At 50.6% G+C, this 18,803-nt stretch carries 17 protein-coding genes; 9 read left to right on the forward strand and 8 right to left on the reverse strand.

What is annotated here, in order from left to right; all coding sequences use genetic code 11:
- On the forward strand, positions 1–98 hold a 98-nt coding region (locus tag ACO0LE_RS03195), incomplete at its 5' end, for an IS3 family transposase (RefSeq protein ID WP_422958693.1).
- Positions 99–443: 345 nt separating this feature from the next.
- Here ACO0LE_RS03195 and ACO0LE_RS03200 read toward each other — a convergent pair.
- From ACO0LE_RS03200 to dnaA, 8 genes are all read right to left on the reverse strand, one after another.
- Entirely contained in the window at positions 444–662 is a 219-nt protein-coding gene (locus tag ACO0LE_RS03200) for a Fic/DOC family N-terminal domain-containing protein (protein WP_422959214.1), read from the reverse strand.
- Between the two features lie 264 nt (positions 663–926).
- Positions 927–1,631: a DUF3334 family protein gene (locus ACO0LE_RS03205; RefSeq protein ID WP_422958973.1), complete on the reverse strand. Its 705-nt coding sequence runs from the start codon at positions 1,629–1,631 to the stop codon at positions 927–929.
- 41 nt (positions 1,632–1,672) lie between these two features.
- Positions 1,673–2,011, reverse strand: a complete 339-nt coding sequence (locus ACO0LE_RS03210; RefSeq protein ID WP_422958974.1) for a hypothetical protein — start codon at positions 2,009–2,011, stop codon at positions 1,673–1,675.
- A 439-nt stretch (positions 2,012–2,450) separates the two neighbouring features.
- A complete protein-coding gene (locus tag ACO0LE_RS03215; protein ID WP_422958975.1) occupies positions 2,451–2,771 on the reverse strand; it encodes a nucleotidyltransferase family protein in 321 nt (106 codons plus the stop codon).
- Between the two features lie 8 nt (positions 2,772–2,779).
- Complete coding sequence (locus tag ACO0LE_RS03220) at positions 2,780–3,199, reverse strand: nucleotidyltransferase substrate binding protein (protein WP_422958976.1); 420 nt, start codon at positions 3,197–3,199, stop codon at positions 2,780–2,782.
- A gap of 199 nt (positions 3,200–3,398) precedes the next feature.
- Positions 3,399–5,927 carry a DNA topoisomerase (ATP-hydrolyzing) subunit B gene (gene gyrB, locus ACO0LE_RS03225; RefSeq protein ID WP_422958977.1) on the reverse strand — a complete coding sequence of 843 codons (2,529 nt, stop codon included), beginning with the start codon at positions 5,925–5,927 and terminating at the stop codon, positions 3,399–3,401.
- Between the two features lie 127 nt (positions 5,928–6,054).
- The gene (gene dnaN / locus ACO0LE_RS03230) at positions 6,055–7,161 is read right to left on the reverse strand and encodes a DNA polymerase III subunit beta (RefSeq protein ID WP_422955079.1); all 1,107 of its coding nucleotides are present in this window, start codon (positions 7,159–7,161) and stop codon (positions 6,055–6,057) included.
- Between the two features lie 320 nt (positions 7,162–7,481).
- Positions 7,482–8,888, reverse strand: a complete 1,407-nt coding sequence (gene dnaA, locus ACO0LE_RS03235; RefSeq protein ID WP_422958978.1) for a chromosomal replication initiator protein DnaA — start codon at positions 8,886–8,888, stop codon at positions 7,482–7,484.
- A 667-nt stretch (positions 8,889–9,555) separates the two neighbouring features.
- On the opposite strand from dnaA, the gene rpmH reads away from it, so the two are divergent.
- From rpmH to ACO0LE_RS03275, 8 genes are all read left to right on the forward strand, one after another.
- Complete coding sequence (gene rpmH, locus ACO0LE_RS03240) at positions 9,556–9,690, forward strand: 50S ribosomal protein L34 (protein ID WP_061535510.1); 135 nt, start codon at positions 9,556–9,558, stop codon at positions 9,688–9,690.
- A gap of 72 nt (positions 9,691–9,762) precedes the next feature.
- Entirely contained in the window at positions 9,763–10,179 is a 417-nt protein-coding gene (locus ACO0LE_RS03245; protein ID WP_422958979.1) for a ribonuclease P protein component, read from the forward strand.
- On the forward strand, positions 10,176–10,529 hold the full coding sequence (yidD, locus tag ACO0LE_RS03250) for a membrane protein insertion efficiency factor YidD (protein ID WP_422958980.1): 354 nt from the start codon (positions 10,176–10,178) through the stop codon (positions 10,527–10,529). The genes ACO0LE_RS03245 and yidD overlap by 4 nt, the downstream gene beginning before the upstream one ends.
- A gap of 7 nt (positions 10,530–10,536) precedes the next feature.
- Entirely contained in the window at positions 10,537–12,270 is a 1,734-nt protein-coding gene (gene yidC / locus ACO0LE_RS03255; protein WP_422958981.1) for a membrane protein insertase YidC, read from the forward strand.
- 233 nt (positions 12,271–12,503) lie between these two features.
- On the forward strand, positions 12,504–13,946 hold the full coding sequence (mnmE, locus tag ACO0LE_RS03260) for a tRNA uridine-5-carboxymethylaminomethyl(34) synthesis GTPase MnmE (RefSeq protein ID WP_422958982.1): 1,443 nt from the start codon (positions 12,504–12,506) through the stop codon (positions 13,944–13,946).
- A 414-nt stretch (positions 13,947–14,360) separates the two neighbouring features.
- Positions 14,361–16,859, forward strand: coding sequence for a penicillin acylase family protein (locus ACO0LE_RS03265; protein WP_422958983.1), 2,499 nt, complete (start codon positions 14,361–14,363; stop codon positions 16,857–16,859).
- Between the two features lie 103 nt (positions 16,860–16,962).
- Positions 16,963–17,736, forward strand: coding sequence for a class II glutamine amidotransferase (locus tag ACO0LE_RS03270; RefSeq protein ID WP_422958984.1), 774 nt, complete (start codon positions 16,963–16,965; stop codon positions 17,734–17,736).
- Between the two features lie 31 nt (positions 17,737–17,767).
- A complete protein-coding gene (locus ACO0LE_RS03275; protein WP_422958985.1) occupies positions 17,768–18,724 on the forward strand; it encodes a LysR family transcriptional regulator in 957 nt (318 codons plus the stop codon).
- The last annotated feature ends 79 nt before the right edge of the window (positions 18,725–18,803 follow it).

Consider the following 18,803-nt stretch of genomic DNA (forward strand, 5'->3'; position numbering starts at 1 on the left):
TTGATTACATCGAAGTGTTCTACAATCGCAAACGGCGACATAGTCATTTGAATCAGATGAGTCCCCTAGCTTTCGAGCAACAACAATTTGGAAGTTAAGAGTTGTCTACGAAATTAGGGGAAGTCCAGTAAAGACATTTCTTTTGGCGCTTCAATTAAGGTTCTTGATAGCTTTTTTTTCTGGATTTTCGAGGCCAATTTTCTTAACTTCCTATAAGGTCATCAGTTAGAGACATAAAAATTTATTAATATTTTTATTAGCATATCAAAAAGAGGTCGTCTTAGTTAAGAAATAAACTACTTTGATCCTACTTATTTCTTATCTCGTTAATTGGTAGTCATATCTCGAAACGCCGAACTAATAATTCTCTAATTTACCAGGGCTACCTTGAGCTACAAACGTGATTCAAAGAAATTATATTCAATTATGTTAGATACGCTGATTTACATATTGGCAGGGTTAGCGAATGCCTTAGGTAATACGTCGTTTTTGAATGGCTCATCATGCGTAGTGATGATGTTTTCGATGGCAGATCTGTCTTTAGCTTCTTCGATAACAAGGTATCGACGAGGATTCCCTGATTCGGGGGAAGCGTTGATACCTTTAAGCTTTGCTAGCTTGCGACTTGCAGTAGCAGGTTTTTTTGAGATTGGCAGGTGTATCGAATCATCCTACATTAAATTTTTCAAAAGACAAATATTGGTCATCTCGTCCTCCGCGCACTGCCGAGAGAATTTTTTTCAACAAATTAAAGAGCCTCACGTTGTTCCAGGCTGCATTGAGTATAGAAATGTCGTAATTTTGAGGTGTACGGTGTCTTCAAAATAAACGGCAGCTTACTTTAGTGGACGCCGAAGACAAATAGCACTCACTGAGCAGAGTCAACAGCATCGAGCTGCTAGTTGTGGAGCCATGGGCATCTACAATCACATCCCCAAAGACCTTAGCAGCTCATCACTGGCATCATCACCTCCTGCTGAAGCTGCCGGCGGTGTTGCGTTGGATTGGTTGGCCTGACTGGCTTGTTGCATGTCGAGTAAGGCATCTGGGTCGGTGATTTCGCTGGAGTCGAAGTCATGCAATTTAATGAATTCTGTCCGGTCGATGGCGAGTTCTAGGTAGAAAATATTGTTATTTTCGGTGAAGAAGGAGACGCGGCGGATTTCGGGGCGGTCTAGCGGGGTGTCGACGCTAAGCATGACTTGTTTGTTCAGCACCAACATTTTGGGTTGGTTCTGGGTGATGTTGGTTTGCAGTTCTCTGCGGACCTTGCCGGTGAAATCGCCGACGATCTGGTTCATCAGTTCACCTAGGATATTCGAGACCTCGTCAGAGCTGAACGAAGAGGCGAGTTCGGACTTGGGCATGCCCATGCTCAGCATGTATTTCTCATAAATTTCTAAGGCGGCGTTGCCTGCAAAATTCAGTACGACCAGACCAGAAAATCCACCGTCAAACAAGACGAAGCAACCGATGTCAGGTTTCAGGCCGATCTTGGTTACGCGCTGCACCATGGCTGAATAATGAATCTTGCTTTGTGTCGCCACGTTCAATACGCGTGTGACCGAATTGCATAAACTGGTCAAGAGATCTTCTGTTCCGTAGACGACCGTTTTTTCTTCTGTACTCATGAGCAACTCCTGAAAGATATTTCTTGGAAATTATTTTTATCTTATCCGCGCAGTGCGCGATCCGCTACCGATTGTGCGTCGTCCCGTCCTGAGCCGGATTCTGTTTCTTGCCGTGCTGGCGGGTCGGCGAGCGCTATGCGAAATAAGACAATGCGGCTAAGCAGGCCTGCGATCTGTTCTCTAATCTGGTTTTTGTTGACTGATTCTGTCGGGTCTGGGTGAGCCGACGCCTCGGTCAGGGCTTTACGTAAGGCCATCAGTTCACGCACAAGCTCGCGTACCTGGAGCAGCGCCCGAAGCGCGGGGTCCTGCACTTGATGCTGTGCAGGTAAGCCTTGTTCCAGCGCTTCGCTCTGTGGTGAAGAGGTTATGCCGGGCATGTCGTTCTCCTTTGCATGGCAGTGTTGCCGGGGAACTCAGTGCCGCGCAAGCCTTTGCGCAGACACGCCGTTCCATGGGAATAGTTAAGAATATTCAATGGAACACGCTGCGTCCAGTTGTTTCATGTTTTTTTGTGTGATTTGCGGCAACTTTAAGTTATCGATAGGGGGAGCGAGATGACTAAATTGCTGTTTGTTTTCGATGAAAAACCGAGAAGAGGCATCAATTGCATGACAACGACACTCTATTGACTGGTAAGTTGACTCGGTCGGGATGGTAACTGGTGAGGTTGCCTGAAATTGTATGGCTTTAATTTTTCAATGATGTGTTATTCGTGTTCTTGCGGTCGGATCGACTTTTTATCAAGCAGAGGCCGATACGTAAACCTATTGCGAACTAACATGTTCGACATCAGTTAGAAATTAATTGTTCTGATCTTCATTTGATTTTTATTCTATGACTTTGAATAATCCCGCGAAACGCAGGACTAATCGTGGCCCAATCCACCACGTCCACCTTAAACGGTAAATCCGATTCAGAGAAATCATGTTCGATCGCGGCAAGTAGGCTAAGTGTTAAACCCGTTTCGCTGATGATGGCAAGATCGAGATCTGAATAGGGTTTTTCTGTGTGGGTGGCGCGTGAACCGAATGCCCAGACTTCTTTATCCGGTAGGTGTTTTTGCAAAATCGTGGAGACGATTTGCCATTGTTCTGGCGTGACGGCAATGCCTGGTTGTTTGTCGGCTAGTTTTTTCATCACTTCTCTCACGCTGCAGGCGTGCCACGTTTCTTCAGCTCTGCCAGCAAGGCTAATCCTTCCAGCAAAAAATCCGGTACGATTTGCATGACTTCGATGGCCTTGCTTTCATCATAGGTGTGGCTAGTGATGCTACGCGCTTTGCGATAGTCTTTCCATCGATCCCAGCCGTTGCGCAATAGACCTTGTTCGCTGCCGTTTCTGATTAAATCGGGGAATGCCAGTTCATCAATTTCGACCGGATTGGGCGAGGCCATTTCGAGATAGCGCTTGAGCATTTTGTGCGATAGCTCGTAGCAGAATTCAAAGCGTTGAATGCAGGCGTCGCGGTACAGTGAATTGCCCGTATCAGCAGTGTAGGCTCGTATTGCTTCGTCCAAGCGCTGCAAGGCATTTTCTAATGAGCTTAGGTCGAGTTGAATTACCATGATCCCTCCGCTGGCGTTCTTCGCTAAAGAAAAAAACTTGAAACAGTATTGGTCTGTTACGCAATGTTTATGCGCCTTACAGAGCCGGATAGCTGGAAAGCCGCATGAACAGTGCGTGTCTGGCCTGCCTGTTTTTAAATTTTATATCCAATAAAAAAGCCCAACCAAGTGGCAGGGCTTTTCGTTTTGACATTTTATATTAAACGTCAATATTCCCGGCCCGCAGCGCATTAGATTCAATAAACGCTCTGCGTGGTTCTACGTCATCGCCCATCAGCGTAGTAAAAATCTGATCCGCGGCGATCGCGTCTTCGATCTGTACTTTGAGCAGGCGGCGTACGGTTGGGTCCATGGTGGTTTCCCACAATTGGCTTGGGTTCATTTCGCCCAGTCCTTTGTAGCGCTGTTTGCTGACGCCACGTTCGGCTTCGTCGCGCAGCCAGAGCATGGCGTGGTGGAAATCTTGTACGGCGATTTCTTTCATGCGCTCGCCTTCGCCACGGCGGATGAAGGCGCCTTCGCCTAACAGGCCTTTGAAGGTCTGTGCGGCGGCTTCGAGGACTTTGTAATCGGTGCTGTCGACGAAATCGGCGTCGATGCTGCTGACTTTGATATTGCCATGATACAGACGTTCTATGCGCAGGCTGAGCATGCCTGAGAGTTCATCGCTGCGTACGACGGCTTTGACGGCTGGGTCGTTGATGGCGGCGGTGAGTTCTTGGGCGGATTGTTCCGCATGTTCTGCGCTGTCCATTTTGAGCGTGACGCCGGTCATGATGGCGGTCAGTGCAGCGCGGTCGATAACGCGGGTAAGGCGCATCATGATGGCATTAGCCAGATTGTATTGACGTACCAGTTCACCGAGAGCTTCGCCGGAGATCGGGTCTGCGCCTGTGCTTGGTGTGAGTGCTGCGCCGGTGAGGGCGACGGTCATCATGTAGGTGGCTTCTTCTGCATCGTCTTTCAGGTAGCGCTCATCGCGACCTGCTTTGACTTTATACAGCGGTGGTTGTGCGATATAGATGTGACCGCGCTCCACCAGTTGTGGCATCTGACGATAGAACAAGGTTAGCAACAGCGTACGGATGTGGGCGCCGTCGACGTCGGCATCGGTCATGATGATGATGCGGTGATAGCGCAATTTGTCGACGTTGAATTCGTCCGGGCCGATACTGGTGCCCAGCGTGGCGATCAGGGTGGTGATCTGTTCGCTGGAGAGCATTTTTTCAAAGCGGGCTTTTTCTACGTTTAATACTTTACCGCGCAGTGGCAGGATCGCCTGGAACTTACGGTCGCGGCCTTGTTTGGCCGAGCCGCCCGCGGAGTCACCCTCGACGATGTACAGTTCGCAGAGAGCAGGATCTTTTTCCTGGCAATCCGCAAGCTTTGAGGATAGGCCCAGGCCGTCCATGACACCTTTCCGACGTGTCAGTTCGCGCGCTTTGCGGGCTGCTTCGCGGGCACGTGAGGCTTCGACGATTTTGCCGCAAATGATTTTGGCGTCGTTCGGTTTTTCTGCGAGGTAGTCGGTCAGCGTCTTGGCAACGATCTCTTCGACCGGGCCGCGCACTTCAGACGAAACTAATTTGTCTTTGGTCTGAGAGCTGAATTTTGGCTCTGGCACTTTGACGGAGAGTACGCAGGTGAGGCCTTCGCGCATGTCGTCGCCGGTGACTTCGACCTTGGCTTTTTTGGCGTATTCGTGTTCTTCAATATACTTGTTGATGACACGGGTCATCGCGGCGCGCAGGCCGGTCAGATGGGTGCCACCATCGCGTTGCGGGATGTTATTGGTGAAGCAGAGTACCTGTTCGTTGTAGGCGTCGTTCCATTGCATGGAGACGTCGACGGTGATGTTGGTGCCCTGGTCGGAAACTTTTTCGCCGGTTGCCTGAAAAATCGTCGGGTGCAGGACGCTCTTGTTTTTGTTGATGTACTCAACGAAACCGCGGGTGCCACCTTCGAAGGCAAATAATTCTTCTTTGCCAGTGCGATGGTCGTTCAATTTAATGCGCACACCGTTATTCAGGAAGGACAATTCGCGGATACGTTTTGCCAAAATTTCGTAGTGGAATTCGACATGTGTGAAGATTTCTTCATCTGCCCAGAAATGAACTTCGGTACCGCGTTTGTCGGTTTCGCCGATGACTTTGATCGGTGAGCAGAGTACGCCGTCGATAGTTTCTACTTCGCGATTTTGCGGCACACCACGGACAAATTCCATGGCGTATTGTTTGCCGTCGCGACGGATGGTGAGCTTGAGTAATTTAGACAGACCATTCACGCAAGAGACACCCACACCGTGCAGACCGCCCGACACTTTATACGAGTTTTGATCGAACTTACCACCGGCATGCAGCTCAGTCATGACGATTTCAGCGGCGCTACGCTTAGGCTCGTGCTTGTCATCCCATTTGATACCGGTCGGAATGCCGCGGCCATTATCGGTAATGGAGATGGAGTTGTCGGTATGGATGGTGACGTTGATCTCAGTACAGTGACCTGCCAGCGATTCATCAATCGAGTTATCCAAAACTTCGAATACGAGGTGGTGCAAACCGGTGCCATCAGAAGTATCGCCAATGTACATGCCGGGGCGTTTCCGCACGGCTTCTAGACCTTCGAGAATTTGAATGGACGAAGCGCCATAACCAGCGGATGTGGCAGATTCCGTGACTGGTTTTTCTGGTGATGGCGTTGCTGTGTTGTCTTGGGTGTTCTCGGACATGGCTACCTTCTGTATTAGGGTGTTGCTTGTTCTGACTGATATAGGGTGCTAAAAATACTCAACAAAAATACTCAAAAAAGTACTTCAGCCCGGTCCCGCAAGCGGGATCGGGGTATTACTTCGGGATTTAAATCCGCATCGGCATGACGACATATTTAAAGTCGGTGTTGTCAGGTATCGTGATCAGCGCCGATGAATTGGAATCACCCAGAGCGATATTGATTTGATCGACTTTCAGGTTATTCAATACATCCAGCAAATAGGTCACGTTGAAGCCGATATCGACACTATCGCCGCCGTAATCGATTTCAATTTCTTCGACCGCTTCTTCCTGGTCGGCATTGGTGGACATGATTTGCATGCTGCCTGGTGTGACTACACAACGCACGCCTTTGAACTTGTCACTGGTCATGATTGCTGCGCGTTGCAGCGAGCGCAGTAACTGTTCGCGACCCAGAGTGAAATTGTTTTTGTAACCCTTAGGGATCACGCGGTTGAAGTCAGGGAATTTGCCTTCGACCAGTTTGGAAATCAATTCGATATCGGCGAACGTCAGTTTGACCTGATTGTTGGCGATGTCGAGTTGCACCAGATCGTCTTTGTCTTCGAGCAGGCGTTGCAATTCGATAATCGTTTTGCGCGGGATGATGACTTCTTGACGCGGGAATTCCTGTTCGACTTCGACCTGACAAAACGCCAGGCGATGGCCGTCAGTCGCTACGGCGATCACGTTTTTGCCATCGACCACGAGCAATAGACCATTCAGGTAGTAACGAATGTCTTGTTGTGCCATGGAGAAGTGCACCATGTTAAACAAGTGCTTCAGGGTTTTTTGCGGCAGGCTGACGCTGGCATTGAAATGCTCTGCTTGCGCAACCGTCGGGAACTCTTCTGCCGCCAGGGTTTGCAGCGAGAAACGGGACTTGCCTGCCTGTACCGTCATTTTTTTGTTGTCGAGCTTGAGTACGACATCATTGTCGTCCGGCAGCGCTCGCAAAATATCGAGCAGCTTGCGGGCGGCAACCGTGGTGGCGGTGACGTCACCGCCAGAGCCGATTTCGGCATGCGTGGTGATCTGGACTTCGATGTCGGTCGACAAGAAGGAAACTTTTTCGCCGTCTTTGCGGATGAGGATATTGGCCAGAATCGGCAATGTGTGCCGACGCTCGACAATACCGCTCACGATTTGCAGTGGCCGGAGTATGGTGTCCCGGTGGGTTTTAACCAATTGCATGTGTATATCCTCGCTAAATTTGTAATTAATAAAGGATGCTGAACTTAACTTCTTATCGTTGCTACTTTATTGCTTTTATAACTTATACCTGGCATTGCCTTACACAGTGTTAATGCGGTTCTCAGAGCATTTATGGCCTGGGAGCCGCGTCAATATTGCGTGATGCAATTTAATTTTTACGAATCTACTTTTTATCAATTCGTTTTTACTAACTTGTTGCTTTACTATAATCAATTGCCCGTTGACGGGCTGTTTGGTTTTTGTAGGGTGTGCTTGCGCATCGAATGTGCCGGTGCGTATGGCGCACCCTACGTATTTCATTAACCCTTTAGGGTTTGCTCTAGTACGTGTAACTCGTGGTTGCATTCCGGGTTCTTGCCGCGGTCCGCTGCGATCTTGCGGACTGCGTGCAAGACCGTAGTGTGATCGCGCCCGCCAAACAATTCGCCAATCTCTGGCAAACTCTTTTGCGTCAATTCTTTGGCCAGATACATCGCAATCTGGCGCGGTCTGGCGATATTGGCCGGACGTTTTTTTGAATACATGTCAGCAACTTTGATGTTGAAAAAGTCGGCGACCGTTTTCTGAATATTCTCGACCGAGATCTGGCGGTTCTGCACCGACAGCAAATCTTTCAGCGCCTCTTTGACAACGTCGATCGTGATCTCTTTGCCGTGGAAGCGCGAGTACGCCAGAATCTTGCGCAGCGCACCTTCGAGTTCGCGTACGTTTGAGCGCAGATGCTTGGCGACGAAGAAGGCGACGTCATCGGAAAAATGTACGCCTTCGGAGTGCGCTTTTTTCAGCAAAATCGCGACGCGCATTTCGAGTTCCGGTGGTTCAATTGCGACGGTCAGGCCGGAGTCAAAACGCGAAATCAGGCGATCATCCATGCCGGTGATTTCTTTTGGATACGTATCGCTGGTGATGATGATTTGCTTCTTGGCGGCGATCAATGCTTCAAACGCGTAAAAGAATTCTTCCTGCGTACGGCTTTTGCCGCCAAAGAATTGAATATCATCGATCAGCAGCAGGTCGAGCGAATGGTAATAGCGCTTGAACTCATCAAAGCCCTTGCGCTGATACGCCGTCACTACGTCGCGCACATATTGCTCCGCGTGGATGTAGCGAATCCGCGCATTAGGATTATCGACTAGGATTTGGTTACCAATCGCGTGGATCAAATGCGTTTTACCCAGACCTACGCCACCATATAAAAACAGCGGGTTGTAGGACACGCCAGGGTTATTCGCGACCTGAATCGCAGCAGCGCGTGCCAATTGATTGGCCTTACCCGTCACGAAGCTGTCAAAGGTCAGATCGACATTGATACGGCTTTGGTCACGACGCGGCGTTGGTTCGGCAACAGGCTCTGGCATGTGCTGAGGCATGTGCCCGGAGACATCGTCGTGTTGCGATAATTCGCGGTGGTTTGATCCATTCGACGAGCTACCATTTTGACCGCTTGGGGCAGGTTTTTTATTGCCGCGCGGATCGAGTACGAACTGCACATCGATCGGTTCATCCCAGAACTGGGCGGCAAGTTCGGTGATGCGGCCAGCGAACTGGGTTTTTACCCAGTCAAGTTTAAAACGGTTAGGCGCGGCAATACGCAGCCGGCCGTCTTCAAAATCGAGCGGAGCTAGCGGTTTGATCCAGGCGCTATACTGCTGCGGCGTTAACTCCTGCTCTAATTGGGACGAGCAGGCTTGCCAGAAATTTTCCATGTATTCACTTATGTTCGATGCTGATGTGATTCCCTTTCAAAATCATCCGCACCGGAGTGAGTATCCCGGTGACTAAACTGGGACAACAACGACACGTATGATTGAGACATGGAATGAGACTGACACGCGGACTGGAACGGCAACAAGCTACGTTTGGATGGGCTTCGGTCAATCGAAGGCAACTCTGGAGTAGATAAACAAGACCTTGGGTGTTATTTAAAATGTTGTCGTTAGTGCAAATCAGTCATGCCACACTAATCCGCTATTCTACCCTTGCCAGCCAGAGTTATCCACAGGCTGAGCAGTAAATTTATGAGGCCGGTATAAAACTGGCTTTGCGGCCACGTGTTGCTGTTGTGTACTTAATTTTTGTCCGTGTTAGTAGCAGGTCTTGCTATGAAATGAGGTAAAAGACCTGCTGATTGCTTGTCAGTAGTGGCTATGACATGATGAAAAAATGTGCTAAGTGATTGACACGTAAGCCAAAAATGGTGTCTAATTCAGGGTTCCCTACCCTCTTTTAGTTGATGGTGCATTGTTGTTGAATTAGATGCAGCACACCGAGCAGCGGTTTTGGGGCAGTAAAGGTGAAAAGCCTGACGTAGGAATTAACTTAAGCCTTTACCCGTAATTCCGATTTTTTATTTGCTCAAATAGCGAGACCAACATGAAACGTACTTACCAACCTTCCGTCGTTCGCCGCAAGCGCACTCACGGTTTCCGCGCACGCATGGCAACCCGTGGCGGCCGCGCTGTATTGAACGCACGTCGTGCCAAAGGCCGCAAGCGTTTGGCAGCTTGATCCATCAAGCCATAATCAGCGGCAGCGTTGGTTGGTGGCATGAATTGGCATGACTCTATTATGCTCAATGCAATGACACCAGCAAACGCAAGCGATGATTTTGCACGCGCTCGGCGCATCGTTAAAACGGATGAATTTTCATCCGTTTTTCGTTTGCGCCCGGTACAAAGAACCGCGCACTTTGTTTTGTATGCAAGACCCAACGATCTGCCGAATGCCAGATTGGGTGTGGTCGCAGCGAAACGGTTTGCGCCGCGTGCAGTGACGCGTAATACGATTAAACGTGTCACCAGAGAAATTTTTCGCTGTTCGTCGCTGGTGAACGTGGATTGTATTGTGCGTTTGTCCAAGCCAGTCAATACAAAGTCTGGTCCTGCGACGACAGCTCGCCTCAAGCAAGAGTTGCGAGCTGAAATTGTACGTCTGTTCGCTGCGCAGCAATTGTCTGCTCAGCCGATGCGACCTTCATTAGCGCCACTAGCACCATGATGAATCCCGTGAAATCCTTGTTGCTGCTCTTGCTGCGGGTATATAAATTCGCGATTAGTCCCATGCTGGGACAAAATTGCCGCTTTTATCCTAGTTGCTCGGACTATGCAGCAGAAGCGATTCGCGAACATGGCGCCGCTAAAGGCAGTTTGCTGGCAGGCAAGCGTTTGTGCAAATGTCACCCCTGGCATCCGGGTGGCGTGGATCTGGTGCCACAAAAAGCGCCGCAAGCGTCAGAAAAATCTGAAAAATATAGATTCATCCCCACATCCGACGGACGTTCCGCTCACAGTCGCAGTTTGCTGACCTGGTCAAAACGTTCTGGTTCTTCTTTTAAATCTCTCTGTTAAACACACTATGGATATCAAACGTACCGTCCTGTGGGTTGTTTTCTCGATGTCGCTGTTGATCCTTTGGGACAACTGGATGCGTCATAACGGCAAACAATCATTTTTATTCCCTTCGCCAGCAACGCAACAGAGCAAGAACGCTAGTGCCAGTGCTTCGGCATCTGCCACTGCTGCTGCGGCTGCCAACACCGCTGGGCCTGCCGCTGCTGCAAGTAGCGCGGGTGCCGGTGCGGATAGTGCGACCAAGCACGAAGTCTTTACCGTGACCACTGATGTGTTCAAGGCAGACATCGACAGTCTGGGCGGTGAGCTGAAGCGTCTGGAACTCTTGCAATACAAAGAAACCGTCCACCGCGAACACTGGTATGACGCTTTCCTTGAACTTGCGGGCAAAAAAGAAGTACCGGTTGCGACCAATAACATTGTGCTGTTCACTGAAACAGCGCAGCGTACCTATCTGGCACAGACAGGTTTGCTCGGTGGCACATTCCCTAACCACAAAACAAATTTCGTCGCAAAACCAGGGCCACGTAGTCTGGACGGCGGCAATCAGGTACAACTGGTGCTCGAATCAGAATTGAACGGCGTTAAACTGATCAAGACCTACACCTTCAAAAAGGGTGACTATGTGATTGATGTCAAACATGACGTGACCAACAACACGGCCGCCGCCATTACGCCATCGCTGTACCTGCAATTGATACATGATGGTACCAAGCCTCAAGGCGGCGGTATGCTGAGTGGTTCGACCGAGTTCTACGCACCAGCGGTGTACACCGAGGATGCGCACTTCCAGAAACTCGATTTCGAAAAAATTGAAAAAGGTTCAGACAGTCACGCGACGAAATCCGACAATGGTTGGGTCTCCGTGATTCAGCATTTCTTTGTCTCCGCTTTCATTCCGCAAGACAAAACAGCACGTGAGATTTTCACGAAAAAGGTCGATACCAATTTGTATGCAGTCGGCAATATCTTGTCCATGGGAAGTATTGCGCCAGGCGCGACAACAAGCCTGAACGCCCGTCTGTATTCAGGTCCGCAAGAATCAGACAAGTTAGAAAAAATTGCCCCTGGTCTGGATCTGGTTAAAGATTACTGGTATTTCGCCATTATCGCTAAGCCAATGTTTGCCTTGATGGAATTGATTCATAAGCTACTGGGTAACTGGGGCTGGACGATCATCGTGTTCACACTCACGATCAAGCTCGCACTGTTCCCACTGTCGGCTGCTGGTTATCGCAGTATGGCCAAGATGAAAGTAGTCACGCCAAAAATGACCGCAGTACGCGAACGCTATAAAAACGATCCGCAAAAAATGAATCAGGCCATGATGGAATTGTACAAAACCGAGAAAATCAATCCGCTCGGTGGCTGCTTCCCCGTCTTGATCCAGATGCCGATTTTCTTGTCCCTGTACTGGGTATTACAAGCCAGCGTTGAGATGCGCGGTGCACCATGGATGGGCTGGATCACAGATCTAACAGCACCTGATCCTTGGTTTATCCTGCCGGTGATTTATGCGATTTCGATGTTCATCACAACCAAGTTAAATCCGGCACCTGCGGATCCTATGCAAGCCAAGATGATGATGTTCATGCCGTTGATGTTCTCGGTCATGTTCTTCTTCTTCCCATCGGGTCTGGTGCTGTACTGGGTCGTGAACAACATCTTGTCGATCGCGCAGCAATGGGTGATCAATAACAAGCTGATTCCGCCAGAACACAAGGTGGCTGCGAAGTAAGCATGTTGTCGCTGCAGATGTCAGCAGCGACATCAGCAGAAAATCAGCAATAAGGTATGCAACAAGATAAGCAACAAGATAAGCAATAACACGCAGCAAACTGAGTTTTAAAAAGCCCATGCAGATCATGGGCTTTTTTTTCGACACGGTCAGACTGTGCTGTTTATGTAGCATTTGAGTCACAAGCCTGACAATTTTTCTGCGCCATTTGTGTGCAGGGTTAGAATTTCATCATGAACCAACACAGTACATCGCTTAACAACTACGACAACACACCGATCACCGCGATTGCAACGGCGCCCGGGCGCGGTGGTATTGGCGTAGTTCGTATTTCCGGCAAGGATTTATCACCTATCGTCAGTGCCTTGTTTGCCAGGTTATTAAAGAACAAGCCGTTGACGCCGCGTCATGCGACGTATCTGCCATTTACGCAAGCGGATGGCAGCGTGATTGATCAGGGTATTGTGATTTATTTCAAAGGACCGCACTCCTACACCGGTGAAGATGTACTGGAGCTGCAAGGACATGGCGGCCCGGTGGTGATGCAAATGTTGCTAACGCGTTGCCTCGAAGCCGGTAAAGAGGCGGGATTGCGGCTGGCGCAACCGGGCGAATTTACGCAACGCGCTTTTCTGAACGATAAACTCGATTTGGCGCAGGCGGAAGCTGTCTCTGATCTGATCGAGGCATCGACTGAGGCCGCGGCAAAATCCGCATCGCAGTCCTTGTCCGGTGTGTTCTCCAAAGTGATTCATGCACTGGTTGAAAAAGTCGTTCACCTGCGCATGCTGGTTGAAGCGACGCTCGATTTTCCGGAAGAAGAAATCGATTTTTTAGAAAAATCAGACGCGCGTGGTCAGCTCACGGCAATACAGGCAGCGCTGCAAGCCGTATTTCAGCAGGCCGCGCAAGGAGCCTTATTGCGTGAAGGGTTGAACGTGGTGCTCGCCGGACAACCGAATGTCGGCAAGTCGTCTTTGCTGAATGCGCTGGCCGGTGACGACGTCGCCATCGTCACGCCGATCGCAGGAACAACCCGCGATAAAGTGACTGAAACCATCCATATCGAAGGTATTCCGCTGAATATCATTGATACCGCTGGTATCCGCCATGACGATGATGAGCTGCATCCAGACGAACATCGCAGTACTATCGATACCGTTGAGCGCATTGGTATTGAGCGCACCTGGGCCGAGGTAAGTAAGGCCGATGTGATCCTGCATTTGCTTGATGCCAGCCGCGGACCGACGCGGGCTGATGAAGGCATCGTCGCCCGGTTTCCCGATGAGGTACCGGTCATACGTATCTGGAACAAAATTGATTTGTCCGGCCATCACGCCAGTGTCGATGAAATGGATGACGCCACTCATGTGTATCTGTCAGCGCAGGACCATCTCGGGATTGACCTGCTACGCAAAGAATTACTCCGCATCGCAGGCTGGCAGCAGACCGGTGAATCGCTCTATCTGGCACGCGAACGTCATCTGGTCGCTCTGAAACAAGCGCATGAACATTTACAAAATGCCGCCGACTACGCGGCACAAAACGACCAGTCCCTCGATCTTTTTGCCGAAGAACTGCGACTGACGCAAGACCGCCTGAACAGCATTACGGGGGAGTTCACCTCCGATGATTTACTCGGTGTGATTTTTTCGCGCTTTTGTATAGGTAAGTAAGTCGTATTTTTTCTGCTTGATCCGGCGTTGTAGTATTTTCTGCGACCGCCGTATCAACATCTTCCCGTGAACTTCTAAAAATCCCATACCCGAGCGCATCACGTCGCAGGTATTGCCATGTTTTGCGGCTGGCGTCGCATCTCTATTAAAGTTTTATAGAAACATCCTTAATGTAATCCGCAATATTGGCGTGGGTTTTCAGGCTAAAAAGCTTGGAAACCCGCTCCAATATTGCGAAGTGCTCTATCAGAGTATCTTCATTCCTGCCACTTGCTTAATAATTATTAATTGCACAAAACATATTACTTGTTGATAATGTATTTCAATAATTTTAACTTTACGGAATAGCCGATTGCTGTTTCTGTTCATCCGGTGTTTTGTTCCGTTTCTTTGTACGACCAACAAGGAGTGAAGATGAGCTTACGCTGGATGAGGTTTGGAATCGTAATGACCCCTGTGCTGTCGTTAGTGTCCGTGGTGTCATTAATGTCGCTGACGACATCAGCATTCGCCCAGAGTGTTACGGGGGATGATGTTGATGCTGTGAGCAGGCGAAATTATCAGGCCGATATTCGCCGCACCGGTCTGGGCGTACCGCACATCAAGGCGGCGAGTTGGGGAGATCTTGGTTATGGGTATGGTTATGCGCAGGCTGAAGACAATCTTTGCACGATGGCGGATGCCTTTTTAACGTATCGTGGCGAACGTTCTAAATATCTTGGTGCCGAGGCGATTCCGGTAGCGGCATCGACGTTGGAGTTGGCGCGGAATCTGGACTCGGATTTTTTCCACAAACATGTAATTACCAGCGATGTGCTGAACTCCATGATCGGCGCGCAGCCGCAAGATTTACGCAATATGGTGCAAGGTTTTGCTGCAGGCTATAACCGCTATCTGCGCACGCTAAGAACCAGCAGCAATACTGCCCACAGCGCCTGCCGTTATGCGGATTGGGTGCAGCCAATTCGTCCCAGCGATGTGTATCGCCGCATGTATGCAGCGAATCTGGCAGGCGGATATAGCAATTTTGTGAATAGTATTGCGAGCGCAGTGCCACCTGATGCTGCGGGCAAAGTCGTCGCAGCTCTGCCTTTTGATCCTGAACAAACGATCACGCCGCAAATGCAGGTCGGCGGTACTCAGGGCGTAGGCAGCAATATGATTGCCTATGGCAGCGCATCTGTGACAACGAATAGTCCTCTGTTGTTCGGTAATCCACACTGGTACTGGCGTGGCGGCGACCGGTTTTATCAGGCGCAATTAACGATCCCGGGTCAGTTGAATGTCAGCGGTGCCTCCTTTCTCGGCGTGCCCGTAATACTGATCGGCTTTAACGACAATGTCGCCTGGACGCATACCGTGTCGACCGCGCGTCGCTTTGGTATCTACGAATTGACGCTGACAAACGGCGATACCACCAGTTATATCAAAGACGGTAAAAAAGTACGCATGACAGCGAATACCATCTCGGTCAGCGTCAGGCAGGCCGATGGTCGCCTTGGCGTGGTCAGGCGCACCTTGTACCGTAGCGAATACGGACCGCTCCTGAATCTGGGTTTGCTGAATCCGGCACTAACCTGGAACCCGGCGACGGCTTTTGCAATCCGCGATATCAACGCAACGAACTATCACAGCTTCCGTAACTGGATGCGCTGGAATCAGGCGCAATCGCTGGATGACTTTATCCGTATCCAGAAAGAAGAGCTCGCGACACCGTGGGTCAATACCACCGCGATTGGCCGTGGCTCCAGCAAGGCATGGTATGCGGACATGGGAGCGGTGCCGAACGTGAGCAATGCCCAGGCTGCGAGCTGCACGACGCCGACTGGACAGGCGCTGGCAGCCTATTTGCCCCGCGTACCTTTTCTCGACGGTGCCCGCAGCACTTGCGACTGGAAAACCGATGCCGACTCCGCACAACGAGGCGCGTTCGGTGTCGCCAGATTGCCTGGCCTGCTGCGCAACGATTATGTCGCCAACATGAACGACAGCTACTGGAGTACCAATCCCAAATCTCCGTTGACAGGCTTTGCCGACATCATCGGCAGCGCCGGTACGGAGTCACTCAGCATGCGCACACGGCTTGGCCACACGATGGCGCAAGGCAGACTTGATGGTATTGACGCTTATACGGGTAATAAAGCCAGCGTCGATATTGTCAAACAAATGGTACTGAATAGCCGTGTGCTGACCGCCGAATTATTCAAGGCCCAAGTCTTGCCCCTGATTTGTGCGACATCCAGCGTCACGATTAGCGCAGATCCTGAAACTGGTGAGAGCCTGCCATCAACTGCCGTCAGTCTGAGCAGCGCCTGTGCCGCTTTATCCGCCTGGGACAATACCGGTAATCCCGGCGCCCGTGGCGCACATGTCTGGGACGAGTTCTGGCGACGCGCCTCTTTACTGCCGGAGGCGCAGTTGTACAAAGTTCAGTTCAATCCAGCCGATCCCATTCACACGCCCCGTGATATCAATCCTGTGAATGCGCAGGTCTTACAACAAGCCTTTGGCGCTGCTGTGCTGCGCATACAGAACAGCGGTTACGCGATGAATGCTGCGCGTGGTGATACGCTGTTTGTGACCCGCAATCAACGCAAGATAGGTTTATTTGGTGGCTGCGAAAATGCAGGCTACTTCACTGTTGCCTGTTCCGAAAACCGTCTGGATCAAGGCGGCTATACCATGGACGGGAACCCCAACGGCAACAGCTATATGCAGGTGGTGTCTTTCACCGGCAGCGGGGTCGATGCATATACTTTTCTCACCTTCTCTTTATCCGACGATCCTGCCTCTGTCCGATCCGCTAACTATACGGACCGCTATGCGGCGAAAAACTGGCTGAAGCTGCCTTTCAGCGAAAGTGATATTCGTCTTGATGCCGGATATAGCAACACCACAATTCGCGAGTGGTAGCGGCAATCGGCTAAGACTCAGTAGTCTCCACGTAGTCGGCACGGCGCAATGATGCTAAGCTTGAATATTATGCATAGCAGCATTGCCCGAATACCTAAACTCTATGTGCCAGCTACTAGGAATGAATTGCAATACCCCGACCGACATCGTGTTCAGCTTCACGGGGTTTGCCACACGCGGTGGCCGCACCGATGAACACAAAGATGGCTGGGGCATCGCCTTTTTTGAAGGCAATGGCGTGCGCCATTTTGTTGATCATCAGGCTGCTGTCGCGTCACCGATCGCCGAGCTGATCAAACGTTATCCGATCAAGTCTAAAAATGTCATCGCCCATATCCGCAAAGCGACCCAGGGTCAGGTGACGCTGGAAAATTGCCATCCCTTTGTGCGTGAATGTTGGGGGCGTTATTGGGTATTTGCGCATAACGGCGACCTGAAAAATTTTGCACCCGTACTCGATGGCGCATATCGTCCTGTCGGCACTACCGATAGCGAACAGGCGTTTTGCTATGTGCTGCAAGAGATGCGTCGCCGGTTTGGCGACACCTTGCCCTCAATGGCCGAGCTGACCAATTTTCTCCGTATCATTACGACTGAGATTGCGCAGTACGGCACCTTCAACATGATGCTGTCAAACGGAGAGGCACTGTTTGTGCATTGCTCAACCAAGTTACATTACATCGTCAGAAAATATCCGTTTGCCACCGCCAGTCTGTCGGATGAAGACGTTGCCGTGGATTTTTCTGAGGTCACGACACCGCAAGACCGCGTTGCGGTCATCGTCACGGAGCCACTGACCCATAACGAAACCTGGACGCAGTTTGCGCCGGGCGAACTCCGGGTTTTTGTCGACGGTGATGTCGCCTCGGCTTATTAGTTTTACTCTTAATCTCACTATTGATCCCATCATGAGTCACCGCCCCAGCGATCATCTTGACACCAATTTACTGCGCGTACTACATGCCTTGCTGACCGAGCGCAGTGTCACACGCACGGCGATGAAACTGGGGCAGTCACAACCCGCGATCAGTAATATGCTCAAGCGTTTGCGCGAGATCACCGGTGACGCGATTCTGGTACGCGGTAAAAATGGCATGACGGCAACCGAGCGCGGCGAGGAGTTATTGCTGCTCGCAAAACAGGGCCTGAGTGTCTTAGAAAGTATCGCGCATCCGGCACCGAGTTTTGTCCCGGCGCAAACGCAAAGAGTATTTCATCTGGGAGCGCCGGATTATCTGAGTGTCTTGCTGATCCCTCTCATCATGGAAAAAATCCGCGGTCAGGCACCGCATGCAGGATTGGTGATTCACACACTTAATGTCGGATTTGATTACGCGTCGGCATTAGAAACAGGCGAGCTGGATTGTGTGATCGGTAACTGGCCGGAACAGCCGCCGCACCTGCATCTCGCGCATTTATTTGAAGATGAGCTGGTCTGCATGGTCAATCATCAGCATCCGATTGTGAAAAAAGGACTGTCGCTTAAATACTATCTGGAGATGCCACATCTGGCGCCTACGCCCTACATGATGGGACACCGCAGCATCATTGACAGCGCTCTGGCAGAACAGGGTTTAAAGCGCCATATTCAAATGACGATTCCGTATTTCGGTATGGTGCCAGACGTGCTGGCGCGCACCGATTTGATCTTCACTACGAGTCGCAGTTTTGCCATGCATTTTGTCGGACGATATCCGATTGCGGTATTGCCGATGCCAGTTGAGATGCCAAAAATGCGCTTCTTCATGCTCTGGCATGAGCGTTCGCATGCCGCGACCGAAGTGCAGTGGCTGCGTCGGATTGTCGCAGATGCATCGCGGGAAGCGATGGGGGCGACCTTTGTAGCATCCGCGGTATCCGCTTAAGCCTAAGCCGTCGTGATCCTTGGCCCCTGATGCGTAGTCGCTCTGTGGTGATAAACCGTGAGTAGTCTGGCAGCCACTT

This window comes from Undibacterium sp. Xuan67W, from assembly GCF_049340165.1.
Taxonomy (GTDB): Bacteria; Pseudomonadota; Gammaproteobacteria; order Burkholderiales; family Burkholderiaceae_D; genus Undibacterium.

Bases quoted from the DNA above. Each gene is read 5' to 3' on its own strand.
- dnaN (WP_422955079.1), bottom strand. From the start codon at position 7,161: ATGCAATTGGTTAAAACCCACCGGGACACCATACTCCGGCCACTGCAA.
- ACO0LE_RS03265 (WP_422958983.1), top strand. From the start codon at position 14,361: ATGAGCTTACGCTGGATGAGGTTTGGAATCGTAATGACCCCTGTGCTG.
- ACO0LE_RS03245 (WP_422958979.1), top strand. From the start codon at position 9,763: ATGACACCAGCAAACGCAAGCGATGATTTTGCACGCGCTCGGCGCATC.
- yidD (WP_422958980.1), top strand. From the start codon at position 10,176: ATGATGAATCCCGTGAAATCCTTGTTGCTGCTCTTGCTGCGGGTATAT.
- yidC (WP_422958981.1), top strand. From the start codon at position 10,537: ATGGATATCAAACGTACCGTCCTGTGGGTTGTTTTCTCGATGTCGCTG.
- dnaA (WP_422958978.1), bottom strand. From the start codon at position 8,888: ATGGAAAATTTCTGGCAAGCCTGCTCGTCCCAATTAGAGCAGGAGTTA.
- gyrB (WP_422958977.1), bottom strand. From the start codon at position 5,927: ATGTCCGAGAACACCCAAGACAACACAGCAACGCCATCACCAGAAAAA.
- ACO0LE_RS03275 (WP_422958985.1), top strand. From the start codon at position 17,768: ATGAGTCACCGCCCCAGCGATCATCTTGACACCAATTTACTGCGCGTA.
- ACO0LE_RS03215 (WP_422958975.1), bottom strand. From the start codon at position 2,771: ATGAAAAAACTAGCCGACAAACAACCAGGCATTGCCGTCACGCCAGAA.
- ACO0LE_RS03270 (WP_422958984.1), top strand. From the start codon at position 16,963: ATGTGCCAGCTACTAGGAATGAATTGCAATACCCCGACCGACATCGTG.
- mnmE (WP_422958982.1), top strand. From the start codon at position 12,504: ATGAACCAACACAGTACATCGCTTAACAACTACGACAACACACCGATC.
- ACO0LE_RS03210 (WP_422958974.1), bottom strand. From the start codon at position 2,011: ATGCCCGGCATAACCTCTTCACCACAGAGCGAAGCGCTGGAACAAGGC.
- rpmH (WP_061535510.1), top strand. From the start codon at position 9,556: ATGAAACGTACTTACCAACCTTCCGTCGTTCGCCGCAAGCGCACTCAC.
- ACO0LE_RS03205 (WP_422958973.1), bottom strand. From the start codon at position 1,631: ATGAGTACAGAAGAAAAAACGGTCGTCTACGGAACAGAAGATCTCTTG.
- ACO0LE_RS03220 (WP_422958976.1), bottom strand. From the start codon at position 3,199: ATGGTAATTCAACTCGACCTAAGCTCATTAGAAAATGCCTTGCAGCGC.